General features: G+C 72.7%; 14 protein-coding genes. 8 read left to right on the top strand and 6 right to left on the bottom strand.

Annotation, left to right across the window (positions count from 1 at the left end):
- Window positions 1-19: 19 nt before the first annotated feature.
- A complete protein-coding gene (locus ACFYTE_RS37165) occupies window positions 20-1894 on the bottom strand; it encodes an AAA family ATPase (protein WP_388720370.1) in 1875 nt (624 codons plus the stop codon).
- 430 nt (window positions 1895-2324) lie between these two features.
- Window positions 2325-2924 carry a uridine kinase gene (locus ACFYTE_RS37170; RefSeq protein ID WP_388720373.1) on the bottom strand — a complete coding sequence of 200 codons (600 nt, stop codon included), beginning with the start codon at window positions 2922-2924 and terminating at the stop codon, window positions 2325-2327.
- Between the two features lie 308 nt (window positions 2925-3232).
- Here ACFYTE_RS37170 and ACFYTE_RS37175 point away from each other — a divergent pair, with 308 nt between their 5' ends.
- From ACFYTE_RS37175 to ACFYTE_RS37185, 3 genes are all read left to right on the top strand, one after another.
- A complete protein-coding gene (locus tag ACFYTE_RS37175; protein ID WP_388720376.1) occupies window positions 3233-4603 on the top strand; it encodes a peptidase C39 family protein in 1371 nt (456 codons plus the stop codon).
- A gap of 139 nt (window positions 4604-4742) precedes the next feature.
- Window positions 4743-4880, top strand: coding sequence for an SCO1431 family membrane protein (locus ACFYTE_RS37180; RefSeq protein WP_388720379.1), 138 nt, complete (start codon window positions 4743-4745; stop codon window positions 4878-4880).
- 51 nt (window positions 4881-4931) lie between these two features.
- Window positions 4932-5591 carry a TetR/AcrR family transcriptional regulator gene (locus ACFYTE_RS37185; protein WP_388720382.1) on the top strand — a complete coding sequence of 220 codons (660 nt, stop codon included), beginning with the start codon at window positions 4932-4934 and terminating at the stop codon, window positions 5589-5591.
- A 52-nt stretch (window positions 5592-5643) separates the two neighbouring features.
- On the opposite strand, the gene ACFYTE_RS37190 is transcribed toward ACFYTE_RS37185, so the two are convergent.
- Window positions 5644-6885: a glycoside hydrolase family 18 protein gene (locus ACFYTE_RS37190; RefSeq protein WP_388720385.1), complete on the bottom strand. Its 1242-nt coding sequence runs from the start codon at window positions 6883-6885 to the stop codon at window positions 5644-5646.
- Between the two features lie 338 nt (window positions 6886-7223).
- On the opposite strand from ACFYTE_RS37190, the gene ACFYTE_RS37195 reads away from it, so the two are divergent.
- Window positions 7224-8399: an acyl-CoA dehydrogenase family protein gene (locus ACFYTE_RS37195; protein WP_388720388.1), complete on the top strand. Its 1176-nt coding sequence runs from the start codon at window positions 7224-7226 to the stop codon at window positions 8397-8399.
- A 775-nt stretch (window positions 8400-9174) separates the two neighbouring features.
- Here ACFYTE_RS37195 and ACFYTE_RS37200 read toward each other — a convergent pair.
- Entirely contained in the window at window positions 9175-9618 is a 444-nt protein-coding gene (locus ACFYTE_RS37200; protein WP_388720391.1) for a hypothetical protein, read from the bottom strand.
- Window positions 9619-9886: 268 nt separating this feature from the next.
- Here ACFYTE_RS37200 and ACFYTE_RS37205 point away from each other — a divergent pair, with 268 nt between their 5' ends.
- The 4 genes from ACFYTE_RS37205 (at window position 9887) to fxsA (ending at window position 14003) form a co-directional block, all read left to right on the top strand.
- Window positions 9887-10327, top strand: coding sequence for an Lrp/AsnC family transcriptional regulator (locus tag ACFYTE_RS37205; RefSeq protein ID WP_121888443.1), 441 nt, complete (start codon window positions 9887-9889; stop codon window positions 10325-10327).
- Window positions 10328-10437: 110 nt separating this feature from the next.
- Window positions 10438-12051 carry an amidohydrolase gene (locus ACFYTE_RS37210; RefSeq protein ID WP_388720394.1) on the top strand — a complete coding sequence of 538 codons (1614 nt, stop codon included), beginning with the start codon at window positions 10438-10440 and terminating at the stop codon, window positions 12049-12051.
- Between the two features lie 534 nt (window positions 12052-12585).
- Window positions 12586-13389 (top strand): polyprenol monophosphomannose synthase, encoded by an 804-nt coding sequence (locus ACFYTE_RS37215; RefSeq protein WP_388720396.1) that lies wholly within the window; start codon window positions 12586-12588, stop codon window positions 13387-13389.
- 47 nt (window positions 13390-13436) lie between these two features.
- Complete coding sequence (gene fxsA, locus ACFYTE_RS37220; protein ID WP_388720399.1) at window positions 13437-14003, top strand: FxsA family membrane protein; 567 nt, start codon at window positions 13437-13439, stop codon at window positions 14001-14003.
- Between the two features lie 131 nt (window positions 14004-14134).
- Here the strand turns inward: fxsA and ACFYTE_RS37225 are convergent, their stop codons facing one another.
- Both ACFYTE_RS37225 and ACFYTE_RS37230 read right to left on the bottom strand, forming a co-directional pair.
- Entirely contained in the window at window positions 14135-14509 is a 375-nt protein-coding gene (locus tag ACFYTE_RS37225; protein WP_003977404.1) for an RNA polymerase-binding protein RbpA, read from the bottom strand.
- 278 nt (window positions 14510-14787) lie between these two features.
- Window positions 14788-16131 carry an MFS transporter gene (locus ACFYTE_RS37230; protein WP_388720403.1) on the bottom strand — a complete coding sequence of 448 codons (1344 nt, stop codon included), beginning with the start codon at window positions 16129-16131 and terminating at the stop codon, window positions 14788-14790.
- Window positions 16132-16142: the final 11 nt, after the last annotated feature.

Below are 16142 nucleotides of genomic sequence, written 5' to 3' on the forward strand. Positions count from 1 at the left end.
GGGCCGCGGGAGGCGTGGGTCACATGGCCGACGGATCCTGCGGCCCGCGCCCCGACAGCACCTCCCCGTACGCCTGCATCAGGTCGGGCAGCCGCAGTGTCGCGAGGTCGTCCCGGGACAGCGCACCGGGGTATCCCGACAGCCGCAGATCCCGGTAGGCGCAGCTCTTCTCGTACAGGGTGCGCAGGAACCGTCCGTTGCCCAGCTCGTCGAGCCACCCCTGGTCGACCACGTGCCCGGCGATCGACCGCAGCTCCTCCAGCGCCTCCTCGTCCCACGCGTCCCCGTTCTCCGCGGCCAGCACCTCGCCGATCGCGGTGAGTTCGAGCGGCCGGTACGAGGGGAAGTCGACGCGGGTGGTGAAGCGGGAGGACAGCCCGGGGTTGGCGGCCAGCAGCCGGTCCATGCCCTCGGGATAGCCGGCCAGGATCACCACCAGGTGATCCCGGTTGTCCTCCGCCCGCTTGAGCAGCACCTGCAGGGCCTCGTCGCCGTAGGCGTCGCCCTTGCCGTAGCCGGAGTTGGACAGCGAGTAGGCCTCGTCCACGAACAGCACGCCGCCGATCGCGGAGTCGATCAGCTCGTTGGCCTTCACGGCCGTCTGCCCCAGGTACTCGCCGACCAGGTCGGCCCGCTGCGCCTCCACGAGGTGGTCGCCGCCGAGCAGCCCGAGGGCGTAGAAGACACGGCCGAGGATCCGGGCGACGGTGGTCTTGCCGGTGCCCGAGGGTCCGGAGAAGACGAAGTGGCGTTTCGGCGGCTGGACCGGCAACCCCTGGCCGGCCCGCAGCCGTGCCATGTTCAACTGCGCCGACAACGCCTTGACCTGGCGTTTCACCGGTTCCAGCCCGACCATGCGCTCCAGTTCGGCAAGCGCCTCCTCCAGCAGGGCGGGATCGGTGGGCCCCGTGGGCAGCGGCGGCGACGGCACGCCCGTCTTCGCGCGCACCGCCGGATCGGTCACCGACGGCAGCGGGCCGGCCGGCGGCAGGTCGGGCTCGGGCAGCCGCAGGTCGCGGCCCTCGCTGCCGAAGAGGGGGTCGAGCACGTCCGGGCCGTCCACGCTGTCCTGGCCGGCTCCGGCGAGCATGATCGCCGCGAGGTCCGCGGCGTCGTCGTATCCGTCGTACCCGTCGCCCTCGGCGATCGCGGCGAGCCGGGCCGAGGTGTCCATGAAGGCGGGGTCGACCCGGTGCACGGCCCGGTACAGGGGGAGGGCGGCGGCGCTGCGGCCCGTGCCCTCGTGGGCGCGGGCCAGCCAGTAGCGCAGCTCCTTGCGCTGCGGCTGCTCGCTGCGGCAGCGCATCAGGGCCGCCGACAGCAGCGGTTCGGCCTGGCCGTACATCTCCAGGCGGACCCGGGCCATGCCGCCGAACAGGCCCGCCTCGATGCCGAGCAGGGCGTCGTCGAGCAGCGGGTCGGTGTGCCGGACGAGCTGATCCCAGTCCTTGACGAGATACGCGCGGCAGGCGTGCAGAAAGCGGACCTGCGGGTCGGTGTCCACGGGCGGCAGCCCGGCCAGCGCCCGGTCCAGCTCCGGCACATGGCGGCCGTCGAGCCAGTGCGAGGAGTGCGCGAGCAGCAGGTCGCGCGGGCTCTCCAGCACCGGCTGCACCCACCAGCCCAGCCAGTACCAGGAGTTGAGGCTGCGGCGGTGCCGGGAGCGCTGTTCCCCGAACCGGTCACGGTGCCGGAACATCCGCAGCAGCGCGGTCGTCGTGTCCACGCGCAGCGCGTGCAGCCCGAGCCAGGCGTCCGCCATCGCGGGATCCATCCGCACCGCGGTGCGGAACTCCTCCTCCGCCTGCGGATAGGCGCCCACGGTGTAGGCGTCCACGCCTCGCAGCCAGGCGAGGTCGGCCGGGGCCTCGGGGCCCCGCGTGCCGAAGTCCATCACGTCCCCCACAAACCGTGCCCCCGTTGGTTCACCGCCGGGCGGCTGCCCGGCGGCTGCCTTTGGTCGAACCGCTGTGCCGCGGACCGGAGTTGCAGGTGCGCGAAGCAGCCGTTCGTAGGTCGCACCAGGGGCATCGTACCCGCGCGTCGGGTGCGCGCCGAAGGGTGTCGCACGGCCCGTTTGACGAGGTGGGAGCAGATGGGGCGCACACGGCGCGGTGACCGAGGGTGATCGGATCGCCGCGTTGGGCGTCCGGAGGGGGCATGCGGGCAGAACGAAGCCCCCGGTCACGGGGGAACAACCGGGGGCTTCGCGTCTGTGGGCGGCTCCGAGTGGCCGCACATTGAGAACGTAAGTCCTGTACGGCCCCCGGGTCAAGCGGAGTTGAAGCACTCGAAGAAGTTCTCATGCAAGGGCCTTCACAGATTCAGCACATAGCGGATGGTCCATCACCGTGCGTGACGTTCGGTGTGGATCCGCGGGTCGCGGCGGGCCCCGGCAGCACCTCGTACCCCTTCTGTGACTGGAGCACCAGCAGGTCGGCATGGGGGCGCGAGGGGTCTTCGGCGAAGTGCCGGCGCTCCGCCCCGACCCAGCGGGCCCAGAACTCCCGCTGCTCGCTCCCGTCCCGCCGGCGGCCACGGGCCCAGGAGACCTCGCGAGCCAACTCCATCCACAGCAGGCGCGCCAGATACGGCCGCAGCGCGCGGCGGCCGGCCCCGACGCCCTCGACGAGGACGACGGACGCGGCCGGCAGCGCGCGGGGCGGGCCGAAGGAGCGGGCCCGCCAGTCGTAGGGTGCGTATGCCGCGCTCTCGCCCCGGGCCAGCGGCTCGATCACCTGGGTCAGCAGCCGCCCGGTCCAGCCGAACAACTCGTCGTGGCTGGCGATGTCGTCCAGGTGCAGCACCGGCGCCCCGCCCAGCGCGGCGGCCAACGCCCCCGCGAACGTGGACTTTCCCGAGCCGGCGTGGCCGTCGACGCCGATCAGCCGGACCGGACCGCAGGACGGCGCGAGGCCGCGCAACCGGGCGGCGAGTTCGCGAATGACGGTTCCTCCGGGGGCGAGAGAGAGGGAGATTATCCGGAATCATCCTAGGGACGCCCCCGCCGGGGCGTGCGGCGCCCCCGCCGGGCCGCTCCGGCGGCCGTGCCAGTGGACGAGACCAATAATCATGGGCGTGGCAAGGGCCGAAGAGCTGGCAGGGGCATGCCGCCTGATCCATAGTTGGCGCACAACCGCACGGCGATCGAGCCGACGGGCGGCACCGCCCGGGGCCGGACCGCCGTGGACCGGACCCGTCCCGACTCGGACACCTGGGGGTAGTTCCGCCCATGAGCAGAGCCGAACAGCCGTCCCGCAGAACCGTCCTGGCCGCCGCGGTCGCCGCCGCGGTGACCTCCGGCGCGGTCGTCACCGGCACCGGGCCGGCGGGCGCCGCGACCGTCTCCGACGCCGACGAACCGGGTCCCGACCGACCCGTCGACAACCGCGCCTGGACCACGTACCGCGACTGGCGTTCCGGCGTCGCCGAGGGCGTCGTGGCCGTCGCGGGGGTCCGCCCCGGCGTGGTGATCGGCGCCCCCGCGGGCACCACCGACTACACGGACCCGCACACCGGCACCACCGCCGCCTGGGAGTACGCCACCTGGACCTCCCCGGTCCATCGCCTCTGCGTCCCGGCCACCGAGGCCATCGCCTCCTGGAACGCGCGCACCCCGGACGGCACCTGGATCCAGATCGAGCTGCGCGGGACGTACTCCGACGGCACGGACACGCCCTGGTATGTGATGGGCCGCTGGGCGGCCGGGGACCAGGACATCAAACGGACCTCCGTGGACGGCCAGTCCGACGGCAGGAGCAGCATCTGGACGGACACCTTCGCCGTCGACGACGCCTCCACCGGCCTGCGTCTGGTGTCCTACCGGCTGCGGCTCACTCTGCTGCGCAGGCCCGGCACGCAGCTGACCCCCACCGTCTGGCGGCTCGGCGCGATGGGCTCCGACATCCCCGACCGCTTCACCGTCCCGGCCGCCCCGCCCCGCGTCGCCAGGGAGCTGATCGTCCCGCGGTACTCGCAGGAGGTGCACGTGGGCCAGTACCCCGAGTACGACAACGGGGGCGAGGCCTGGTGCAGCCCCACCTCCTCGCAGATGATCATCGAGTACTGGGGCGGCCGGCTCACCCCCGAGCAACTGTCCTGGGTCGACCCGAGTTACGCCGACCCGCAGGTGGACCACGCCGCCCGCCACACCTACGACCACCAGTACCGGGGCTGCGGCAACTGGCCGTTCAACGCCGCCTACGCGGCCACGTTCCGGGGGCTTCAGGGCGTGGTCACCCGGCTCGGCTCGCTCACCGACCTGGAGCGGCTGATCGCGGCGGGCATCCCGGCCATAACGTCCCAGTCGTTCCTCAAGACCGAGCTGACCGGCGCCGGGTACGGCACCTCGGGGCATCTGATGACCGTGATCGGCTTCACCGCCGAGGGCGATGTGATCGCCAACGACCCGGCTTCGCCGAGCAATGAGGCGGTGCGCCGCGTCTACCTCCGGCGGGAGTGGGAGAACATCTGGCTCAGGACCAAGCGGTACAACGCCGGTGGCGCGGTGGTCTCGGGCACCGGCGGCGTGTGCTACCTCTTCTTCCCGGTCCGTCCGACGCCGCGCCAGCGCAGGGCGCTCGCGGCGGTGGGCGTGTGCTGAGACAGGCGGCACGGCCCCCGGGGCGCGGGGGCCGTGCCGCCTGTGACCAACCTCTCCGCCGCACGGGCCGTGGGCGGTGGCATGGTGGACGGCACGGTGGGGGGAGTCCACCCAGCACAGCCGACCCCAGTGAGACGCCATGACCGCACACTCAGCCGCCGCCCGCACCCGCACGGGCGGCCCCCGCGACGACGGCCCGAAGATCGTCGAACACGTCCTGGGCTGGACCCTGGTCGCGGTCCTGGCGATGCTCGTGACCCAACTGGGGCTGCTGTGACGTTCTGACATACTGCGGATGTCCCGCAGCCTGTTGAGACCAGGGTCCGAATTGCCTATCGACCAACAGCCCGCCGTCACCCGGCCGCGGGCGCGCGGCACCGAGCGCTCGCTGGCGCGTCGTGCCGAACTCATCGCCATCGGGCGGAAGTTGTTCGCAGACACTTCTTATGACGCGCTCTCCATGGACGACATCGCCCGGCAGGCACATGTCGCCAAGGGGCTGATCTACTACTACTTCCGGTCGAAGCGCGGCTACTACCTGGCGATCATCGAGGACTCCGTCGCGCACCTGGTCGGCTACGCCGCGAGCGGCCTGGAACTGCCGGCCGCGGACCGCGTGCACCGCACCATCGACAGCTATCTGCGCTACGCCGAGCACCATCAGGCGGCCTACCGCACCATCGTCAGCGGCGGCGTCGGTTTCGACGCCGAGGTGCATGCCATCCGGGACGGCGTGCGCGAGGCGATCGTCACGACCATCGCGCAGGGCGCGTACGGCCGCGGGGACATCGCGCCACTGGCCCGGATGGGGCTGCTCGCCTGGGTGTGCAGTGTCGAGGGCGCCGCCCTCGACTGGATCGCCCGCCCCGAACTGCCCCGCGACATCATGTGCCAGTTGCTGGTGAAGACGCTCGGCGGGGCCCTGCGCGCCATCGAGGAGCTGGACCCGTCCTATCCGGCGCCCCCGCCGGCCCGCCGCGACGGCTGAGGCGGGACGCGAGCCTTTCGGCCCCCGCCCCGCCCGCCCGGCCGCGCCGGGTCTAGTCGACGGCCTTGATCAGTTCGCCGTTCGAGGTGTCCCCGCTCAGCTCCCAGAGGAAGGTGCCGCCCAGGCCCTGCTGGTTCTTGTACGTCATCTTCGAGGCGATGGTCGACGGGGTGTCATAACTCCACCAGTCGTTGCCGCACTTGGCGTACGCGGTGCCGCCCACCGTGCCGGTAGCCGGGCACTTGGTCTTGAGCACCTTGTAGTCGTCGATGCCCTGTTCATAGGTCCCCGCCGCCGGGCCGGTGGCCGTGCCGCCCGGGGCGGCCTGGGTGACGCCGGTCCAGCCGCGGCCGTAGAAGCCGATGCCGAGCAGCAGCTTGTCGGCCGGAATGCCGAGGCCGGTCAGCTTCGTGATGGTCGCCGAGGTGTGGAAGTCGGCCTTCGGGATGCCGGAGTAGGAGGTCAGCGGCGAGTGCGGGGCCGTCGGGCCGGCCGCGTCCCAGGCGCCGAAGAAGTCGTACGTCATCGGGTTGTACCAGTCGACGTACTGCGCGGCGCCCGCGTAGTCCGCCGCGTCGATCCTGCCGCCGCTCGTGGCGTCGGCGGTGATCGCCGAGGTCACCAGGCTGCTGGAGCCGAACTTCGCGCGCAGCGCCGCCATGAGGTTCCGGTAGGCGTCCCGGCCGCTGGTGTCGCAGCTCAGGCCACAGGCGTTCGGGTACTCCCAGTCGATGTCGATGCCGTCGAAGACGCCCGCCCACTTGGAGTTCTTCACCAGGTCGTAGCAGGACTGGGCGAACGCGGCGGGGTTCTTCGCGGCCTCGCCGAAGCCGCCGGACCAGGTCCAGCCGCCGAAGGACCACAGGATCTTCAGGTTCGGGTGCTTCTTCTTCAGCTTGAGCAGCTGGTTGAAGTTGCCGCTCAGCGGCTGGTCCCAGGTGTCCGCGACGCCGTCGACGGACTCGGCGGCGGTGTAGGTGCGGTCGGTCGCGGCGTAGGAGTCGCCCATCGCGCACTTGCCGCCGGTGACGTTGCCGAAGGCGTAGTTGATGTGGGTCAGCTTGGCGGCCGAGCCGGAGGTGTCGATGTTCTTGACGTAGTACTTGCGGTCGTAGGTGCCCCATTCGGTGAAGTAGCCGACGACCTTGGAGCCGGCCGCGGCCGCCCTGGGCGCGGTGGGGGAGGCGGCCGTGGCGGTGCTCGCTCCGGCCAGCAGCCCGGCGCCGAGGACGGCGCAACACGCGGCGGACAGCAGCGCCCGCAGGGGACGGCGGGGACGGTGGGACGTGTGCATCGGTGTGTCTCCTCGTGGGGGAGAGGGGAACGCGTGCCGATTGGCATGAACGCGGTCAAGCGTTGATCCGAGAGGTTAGGAGGACTAGACCACTCGGGTCAATGGTTCGGACCAATTTCGGGGGGCCGAAGCCGCCGGGACGTTTCTTGAAGTAAGCGGTCGTTAACTGGTGACTGGAGGGTGCCGATCGGGCATACTCACAGCGCAGAGCCGCTGGTCAGCCGCTTCCGCGACCCGGGAGCGCGCACCTCGGCCGGAACCGGAGAAGACCAGGCGGCGCCGCCCCACCCAAGGCGCATGTCCGCCGGTGCGCCCGACACAGGGAGGAGACCGTCGACATGTCCGACCGCGCCCCTCAGCCGGTGGAGCGTCAGCTGCCCACGGCCGAGGCCAGGGACCTGATCTCGCTCGTCCGCGAGATAGCGCACCGCGAGATCGCCCCGCGGGCGGCCGAGGAAGAGGAAGCCGGACGCTTCCCGCGTGAGGTCTTCACCCTGCTCTCCGAGTCCGGCCTGCTCGGCCTGCCCTACGACTCGGAGCACGGCGGCGGTGACCAGCCGTACGAGGTCTACCTCCAGGTCCTGGAGGAGCTGGCAGCGGCCCGGCTCACCGTCGGCCTCGGGGTCAGCGTGCACACCCTGGCCTCCTTCGCGCTCGCCGCCCACGGCACCAAGGAGCAGCGGGCCGAGCACCTGCCCGCCATGCTCGGCGGCGGGCTGCTCGGCGCCTACTGCCTCTCCGAGCCGTCCTCCGGCTCGGACGCCGCCTCGCTGCGCACCAAGGCGGTGCGCGGCGAGGACGGCGACTGGGTGATCACCGGCACGAAGGCCTGGATCACCCACGGCGGCATCGCCGACTTCTACACCGTGATGGCCCGCACCGGCGAGGACGGCCCCCGCGGGATCACCGCGTTCCTGGTGCCCGGCGACGCCGAGGGCCTGAGCGCGGCGGCGCCGGAGAAGAAGATGGGCCTGAAGGGCTCGCCCACCGCGCAGGTCCACTTCGACGGCGTGCGGGTGCCCGACGAACGGCGCATCGGCGAGGAGGGCCAGGGCTTCGGCATCGCGCTGTCCGCGCTCGACTCGGGGCGACTCGGCATCGCGGCCTGCGCGATCGGCCTGGCCCAGGCGGCGCTCGACGAGGCCGTCGGCTACGCCACCGGCCGCAGGCAGTTCGGGCGGCCGATCTCCGACTTCCAGGGCCTGCGCTTCCTGCTCGCCGACATGGCCACCCAGATCGAGGCGGGCCGGGCGCTGTACCTGACCGCCGCCCGGCTGCGCGACGCGGGGCGCCCGTTCGCCAAGCAGGCGGCCATGGCCAAGCTGCACTGCACCGACACCGCGATGCGGGTGACCACCGACGCCGTCCAGGTCCTCGGCGGGTACGGCTACACCGCCGACTTCCCGGTGGAGCGCTACATGCGCGAGGCCAAGGTCCTGCAGATCGTCGAGGGCACCAACCAGATCCAGCGGATGGTCATCGCCCGCCACCTCGCGGGGCCCGAGACTCACTGATCCGGCCCGGCGCAGCCGGCAGGGCCGCCAGCCGCACCCACTCCGGGTCGTCGCGGCCCGGCAGGGTGCGGCCCCGGTCGGCCCAGGCGCGCAGCAGATCGCGGTAGATGGGCGGGTCCTGGGGCTGGGGCGGGAGAACCGATTCCGCGGTCCGGTGGACGAAGAGCCGGCGCGGCCGGCCGGCTGTCGATTGCGTGCGGGACATGCCTGGGCAACGCCGCCGCGGCCACCCGGGTCACCGGGCGCCGCATTCGACTGTGAGTTCAACCGCGTCCGTCCGCGGTCCCCTCCTCACCCGAATGCCTGACGCGGGGTCGATCTCGGTGCATACGGGCGCGGACCACGCCCGGCGCTGCTGCGCACCCCTCGGCGGCCACCCCTGCACCGGGGCGCCCCGTCCCGGCCCACCCGCCGGCTCCCGCCCGGCCACGCACCAGGCCGCCCGGCGCCACCATGACCACATCCCGGTGGCCGAGGCCCGGTTCGCGCTGCCGGTGGTGGGCACTGCGTGCGGTGGGACGTCCCCGCCCCGCGCGCTCGCCGCGCCGGGCTGTTCGACACAACCGCCCCGCGCACCGCCGATCAGGGCCCGTTCGACCGGCCGGGCCGTGGCCGCGGAGCCCGACGTGTGGTCATGGGAGAACGCGCGCATCGGAAACGTCGTCCATGGCCTTCGGGGAAGCCGCTGTGCCGGCGGGGCCGGGCGCATCGATCCTGCACCACGACAGCCTGTGCGCCATGGTGCAGGGCGGTGGTCCGGACCGGGCGAGGCGGCTCAGGCGGCCTGGCCGCGCATCGTCGGCACGCGCATCGGGCGCGAGCCCGGGCCGCCGACGTGCGAGAAGGGCTGCGTGCGCCAGTTCAGACCCTGGGGCAGCGTGAGCAGAAGCGCGGTGTCCTGCTCCTGGGGTTCGAACGACTCGTCGGCGGAGCGGGCCTCGGCGGCCGAACGGCCGGTGCCCGCGCACACGGTGAGGCCGAACGGGTTCCACGGCGAGGCGCACAGCGCGTGCTCCGGCAGCACGTCCTCGTCCGCCAGCAGGGCGATGGGCTGCGCGCAGTCCGGGCAGATCACCCGGTACATCTCGAAGGTGTCGTAGGCGTCGAGTTCGTCACTGTCGTAGGCGTCGGATTCGACGCCCTCCGGCTGCGGCTCGACCGTGAGCGCCGGCTGCTGCCGCTTGGACGCGGTACGACCGGGGCGCTTAAGACTCTGCATGGGATTCTCCCCCTCGGGCTGGGCCGTGAAGGCGCTGCGGCCTCGACCACAGCAAGCACTTCCCGTCCGCTCTCGGCGGTAATCACGAGACCATCACGGAGCCCGTCCGGTGAGTGTGGCGTTCGTCACATGCCGTGCGCAGGTGCCCGGTGCGGCGCATTTGTCCCTCCATGGACCCCCGCTCGGCTCCCGGGGACATCACAAACCGGCTATGACCTGGGTTGCCCGGGTATCCGAGCAGATCAAGCGCACTGTAGGTTTTGGCGCCATGGAGGAGCTGGACCGTCAGATCGTGCAGCTGCTCGTCAAGGACGGGCGGATGAGCTACACCGACCTGGGCAAGGCCACGGGCCTGTCCACGTCGGCCGTGCACCAGCGGGTGCGCCGACTGGAACAGCGCGGTGTCATCCGCGGCTACGCAGCGGTCGTCGACCCCGAGGCCGTCGGGCTGCCCATGACGGCCTTCATCTCCGTGAAACCGTTCGACCCCAGCGCGCCCGACGACATCGCGGACCGCCTCGCCGGCGTCCCCGAGATCGAGGCATGCCACAGCGTCGCCGGCGACGAGAACTACATTCTCAAGGTGCGCGTGGCCACACCGCACGAACTGGAGGAACTGCTGGCCCGGCTGCGCACGTTGGCGGGCGTGTCCACCCGTACGACGGTGGTGCTGTCGACGCCCTACGAGGCCCGGCCGCCGAGGATCTGAACCGCCCCGCTCCCCGCGCCCGGCGCGCGAAGATCGGCGCACCCCCGTCGGCGCGCCCCGGCGCCGCCCCGGGTGCCGTCGAGCCGGTGGTGCGCGAGAGACTGGCGGGCATGAACGAGCGCCCCGCCGACCCGAAGACCGTTCTCCTGCGCCGCGGAGAAGTGCACAGCCCCGCCGACCCCTTCGCGACCGCCATGGTGGTGGAGCGCGGCCAGGTCGCCTGGGTCGGTTCCGAGGGCGCCGCCGACGCCTTCGCGGACGGCGTCGACGAGGTGGTCGACCTGGACGGCGCCCTGGTCACCCCCGCCTTCACCGACGCCCATGTGCACACCACCGCCACCGGCCTCGCCCTCACCGGCCTCGACCTGTCCGCCGCCGGCACCCGCGAGGCCGCGCTGGACCTCGTACGGGACTTCGCCGCCGCCCGCCCCGGCGACCGGGTGCTGCTCGGGCACGGCTGGGACGCGGCCCGCTGGCCCGGCGGCCGGCCACCGACCCGCCCGGAACTGGACGCGGCCACCGGCGGACGCCCGCTGTACCTGTCCCGCATCGACGTCCACTCGGCCGTCGTGACCACCGCCCTGCTGGACCTCCTGCCCGGCGCCGTCACGCGCGAGGACACGCCGCTGACCGGCGACGACCACCACGCCGTGCGGGCCGCCGCGTTCGCGGCCGTGACCCCCGCCCAGCGGGCCGAGGCCCAGCGGGCCGCCCTCGCGCGGGCCGCCTCCCTCGGCATCGGCACCCTCCACGAGTGCGGCGGCCCGCGGATCTCCTCCGAGGACGACTTCACCGACCTGCTGCGGCTCGCCGCGCGCGAGCCCGGCCCGCGCATCGTCGGCTACTGGGCAGAACAGGCCGACGAGGGCGTCGCGAAGGCCCGGGAACTCGGCGCGCTCGGCGCCGCCGGCGACCTGTTCGTGGACGGCGCCCTCGGCTCCCACACCGCCTGCCTGCACCAGCCCTACGCCGACGCCGACCACACCGGCGCCGCCTACCTCGACGCCGCCGCGGTCACCGCGCATGTGATCGCCTGCACCGAGGCGGAACTCCAGGCGGGCTTCCACGCCATCGGGGACGCCGCCGTGACGGCCGTGGTCGAGGGCGTGCGGGCCGCCGCCGACAAGGTCGGCCTCACCCGGGTCCGCGCCGCCCGGCACCGGGTGGAACACGCCGAACTGCTCACCCCGCAGACCATCGCCGCCTTCGCCGAACTGGGCCTGACCGCCTCCGTCCAGCCCGCCTTCGACGCCCTGTGGGGCGGCGAGGACGGCATGTACGCGCGGCGGCTCGGCCCGCGGCGGGCCCGTGCGCTCAACCCGTTCGCGGCCCTGCTGCGTGCGGGTGTCCCGCTCGCCCTCGGCTCCGACAGCCCCGTCACCCCCCTCGACCCCTGGGGCACGGTCCGCGCGGCGGCCTTCCACCGCACGCCCGAGCACCGGATCTCCGTGCGCGCCGCGTTCACCGCGCACACGCGCGGCGGCTGGCGGGCCGTCGGCCGGGACGACGCGGGCGTCCTGGTGCCCGGGGCGCCCGCCGACTACGCGGTGTGGCGCACCGACGCGCTCGTCGTCCAGGCCCCCGACGACCGCGTCGCGCGCTGGTCGACCGACCCCCGCTCGGGCACCCCCGGCCTGCCCGACCTGACCCCCGGCCGTGACCTGCCGGTCTGTCTGCGCACCGTGGTGGGCGGCCGGACGGTGTACGTACGCCCGGCCGAGTGATCTCCGGGGGCGGCGGGCCGACGCGGCCCGCCCGCCCCTGCGTCGCGCGACCTGCGCATCCTCCGTACCGCCCCCGAGCAGGCCGGTATCGGTGCAGGTCAAAGGGCTGTTGACAGGCTGCGGCCGAGGGCCGGTAGGTTCGGCCGAGTCCACCACCGGACGCCCGACCGGGGAGCTTCCGCGCAGGCGTCGCAGCGCCGCTGGGTCAGGGACGGTGTGCCGCACCGGGGCACCGTCGCTGGGAACCAGGCTCAGCGCCCGCGCCGACGAGGGAACGTTCCGGCCGGTCGGGGAGGTGCGACCCGGGTGGGGCCCGGACGCTCAGTAGACAACGGCTTTCGGTCGACCCGCAGCCAGCGGGTGCCAGGTCGGCCCGAAGGGCACCGGGCCCCCATCCGCAGCGGGGCACCCGCGCGGGGCGCGCACTCTTACCCCGCTCTTGCGGAATCGACACCGCCATACGCACGAGGCGTCACGTCACCGCAGGCGGCGGCCACTATGGTGGACGCCTGCGCACGACATGAAGGGGCAGCAGTGAACGACGGCGACGGGACCCCAGCGGCACGGGCCGGGGCGAGGCACTTCGGCCCGCTCGGTACGGCCTTGGTGATCATCCCGACCTACAACGAGGCGGAGAACATCAAGGCGATCGTCGGCCGGGTACGCACGGCCGTCCCCGAGGCGCACGTGCTGGTGGCGGACGACAACAGCCCCGACGGCACGGGCAAGCTCGCCGACGAACTGGCCGCGCAGGACGACCACGTCCGGGTGCTGCACCGCAAGGGCAAGGAGGGCCTGGGCGCCGCCTACCTCGCGGGTTTCCGCTGGGGCCTGGAACACGGCTACGGCGTGCTCATCGAGATGGACGCCGACGGCTCCCACCAGCCCGAGGAACTGCCCCGCCTGCTGACCGCGCTCAAGGGCGCCGACCTGGTGCTCGGCTCCCGCTGGGTGCCCGGCGGCCGGGTGGTGAACTGGCCCAGGAGCCGGGAGGTCATCTCCCGCGGCGGCAGCCTCTACTCGCGCCTCGCCCTCGACCTGCCCCTGCGGGACATCACCGGAGGCTACCGCGCCTTCCGCCGCGAGACCCTGGAGGGCCTCGGTCTTGGCGAGGTCGCCTCCCAGGGCTACTGCTTCCAGGTCGACCTCGCCCGCCGCGCCGTCAAGGCGGGCTTCCACGTCGTCGAGGTGCCCATCACCTTCGTCGAACGGGAACTGGGCGACTCCAAGATGAGCCGCGACATCCTCGTGGAGGCGCTGTGGCGGGTCACCGCGTGGGGCGTGGGCGAACGGGTCGGCAAGATCGCGGGCAAGGGCAAGCCGCCCCAGGAGCGTTGATCGTCCTCCTTATCCCGCACTGAGCCGGACCCAGGCACACTGGGAGCATGACGACTGGCGCTCCGACCCCTCCGCACCCCGCCGCCCGGCCCCGGCGCTCCCGGCCGCGCCGGTATCTGCCGCTGGGCATCGCCGTCTGGCTCGTGCTGGAGATCTGGCTGCTGACCCAGGTCGCCGGCTTTGCGGGCGGCCTCACGGTGTTCCTGCTTCTGGTGGCCGGTGTCGTGGTCGGCTCGGTGGTCATCAAGCGGGCGGGTCGGCGCGCCTTCCGGTCTCTGAACGAGGCGTTGCAGCGCGGTGTCCCCCCGGAGCGCGGCGGCGGCAACGGCCTGATGATGCTCGGCGGGCTGCTCCTGATGATGCCGGGACTGATCTCGGACGCGGCGGGCCTGCTGCTGCTGATCCCGCCGGTGCAGAAGGCCGTGAGCCGGTATGCGGAGCGGGCCTTCGAGCGCAGGCTCTCCCGGTCGGCCCCCGGCTCCCTCGGCGACGCCTTCCAGCAGGCCCGCATTCACCGCCCCGACGGCAAGGTCGTCCAGGGTGAGGTCATCAGGGAGGACGCGGACGGGCCGGGTGACGCGGCACGCGAGCCGCGCCCGCCCCTGACCCGCTGAGGGGCGTGCGGCCCGCGCCGCACAGGGGTCACGCACAACCCGGGGTCACGCACAACCGCGGGCGCCGTACGTCTCGATCACGTACGGCGCCCGCGGTGATGCACGTGCGTTGTTGGTGTTCCGGCCGCCCGCTAGGCGGACTTGCGGCTGTCCCGGGGATGAACCGCGATGTTCATCGCCCCGGAGCGCAGCACTGCCAGGCGCTCCTCAAGGACCTCTTCCAGTTCCTCACGGGTGCGCCGCTCCATCAGCATGTCCCAGTGCGTGCGCGCCGGCTTGGCCTTCTTCTCCTCCGGGCCGTCACCGTCCACCAGGAGCGCCTGGGCACCGCAGACCTTGCACTCCCACTCCGGCGGGATCTCCGCCTCGACCGAGAAGGGCATCTCGAAGCGGTGCCCCTTCTCGCATGCGTACTCCACGGCCTGGCGCGGAGCCAGGTCGATGCCGCGGTCCGTCTCGTAGCTGGTCACCACGAGGCGCGTACCGCGAAGAGCTCGCTCACTCATGAATCGTGCCTCCCGGGCTTGTCGCCCACAGGACAGGTGTCGCTGTCGTCGTCATCCGGTCAACGTCCGGTCGGCGGTAAAGATTCCCGTTCCGAGTCCCGTTCCGGGTCATGCGTCGCCGTCGTAGCCGCCCCTTGTTCTACCCACCGGCGCCCGGTTTGTCACATCTGCTAGCAGATGTCACCCAGCGTTTCAGCAGCTTTGACGCGCAGTAACGGTACGCCTGGCAGGCCAAACGCGTACACTACCGCCCTTTCGCCTCGGGCGCTAAATCGGCGCTAAATCTTCTCGGGGACGGGGTTGCCCGCCGCGCTGATCGCCCGCCGCACCGGCACCCGCGCGAGCAGCGCGAACCCGATGACGAAGAAGGCCACCAGCGAGATGATCGCCGAGCGGTAGCTGCCCGTCAGCTGGTAGGTGAGACCGAACAGCAGCGGACCGAGCCAGCTCATGCCGCGGTCGCTCACCTCGTAGGCCGCGAAGTACTCGGCCTCCTTGCCCGGCGGGACGAGGTGCGAGAACAGCGACCGGGACAGCGCCTGGCTGCCGCCGAGCACCAGCCCGATCCCGGCGGCCAGCACGAAGAACCCCACCGGCACCCCGGCGGGCAGGAGGTACCCGGCCGCCAGCGTGAGCGTCCAGGCGACGAGCGACCCGAGGATCGTGCGCTGCGCGCCGTAGATCCTGGCCAGCCGCCCCATCGCCAGGGCCCCCGCGACGGCCAGCACCTGCACCAGGAGCACCGCCACGATGAGCGTGGACTGGCCGAGCCCCAGTTCCTCGGAGCCGTACACCGATGCCTGCGAGATCACCGTCTGGATGCCGTCGTTGTAGACGAGGTACGCCAGCAGGAAGGCCAGCGTCAGCGGGTGTCGGCGCATGTCGCGGACGGTCGCCGCCAGCTGCCGCAGCCCCGGGGCCGCGACGGGGGCGGCCGTGGACCTGCGGTCCCGCAGCCGGCGCAGCGGCACCAGCGCGAAGGCACCCCACCACAGGCCGGCCGAGGCCAGGCAGATCCGTACCGCGGCCGTCTCGGAGAGACCGAAGGAGTCGTGGGCCGAGTAGAGGACCAGGTTGCCGACCAGCACCAGGGCGCCGGCCGCGTAACCGAAGGCCCAGCCGCGCGAGGAGACCGCGTCGCGCTCCTCGGGCGGGGCGATCTGCGGCAGATAGGAGTTGTAGAGCATCATCGCCACGGACTGCGCGGCGTTCGCGACGACCAGCAGCACCCCGCCGAGCAGATAGCGGTCCCCGTCCAGGAAGAACAGGGCCGTCGTCGCCCCGGCACCCGTGTAGGCGGCCACCCCGAGCAGGTGCTTCTTGCGGCCGGTGCGGTCGGCCAGGCCGCCCACCAGGGGCATGACCACGACCGCGAGGACCACGGACAGGGACACCGAGTAGGCGAAGAAGGACCCTGCCCGCACGGGTATCCCGAGCGGGTGCACGAAGCCGTCGGCGTCCGCCGCCGACTTCGCGACCGACGTCAGGTACGGGCCGAGGAAGACGGTGACCACGCTCGTCGAATAGACCGAGCACGCCCAGTCGTAGAAGTACCAGCCGCGCTGCTCGCGCCGCCTGTCGGCGACGTCGTCCGCCCCCGCCCGCACGGTCTCAGTGCCCACCCGTGCCCTCG

Origin of the sequence: Streptomyces sp. NPDC004629, from assembly GCF_042873595.1 — a bacterium.
Lineage (GTDB): Bacteria > Actinomycetota > Actinomycetes > Streptomycetales > Streptomycetaceae > Streptomyces.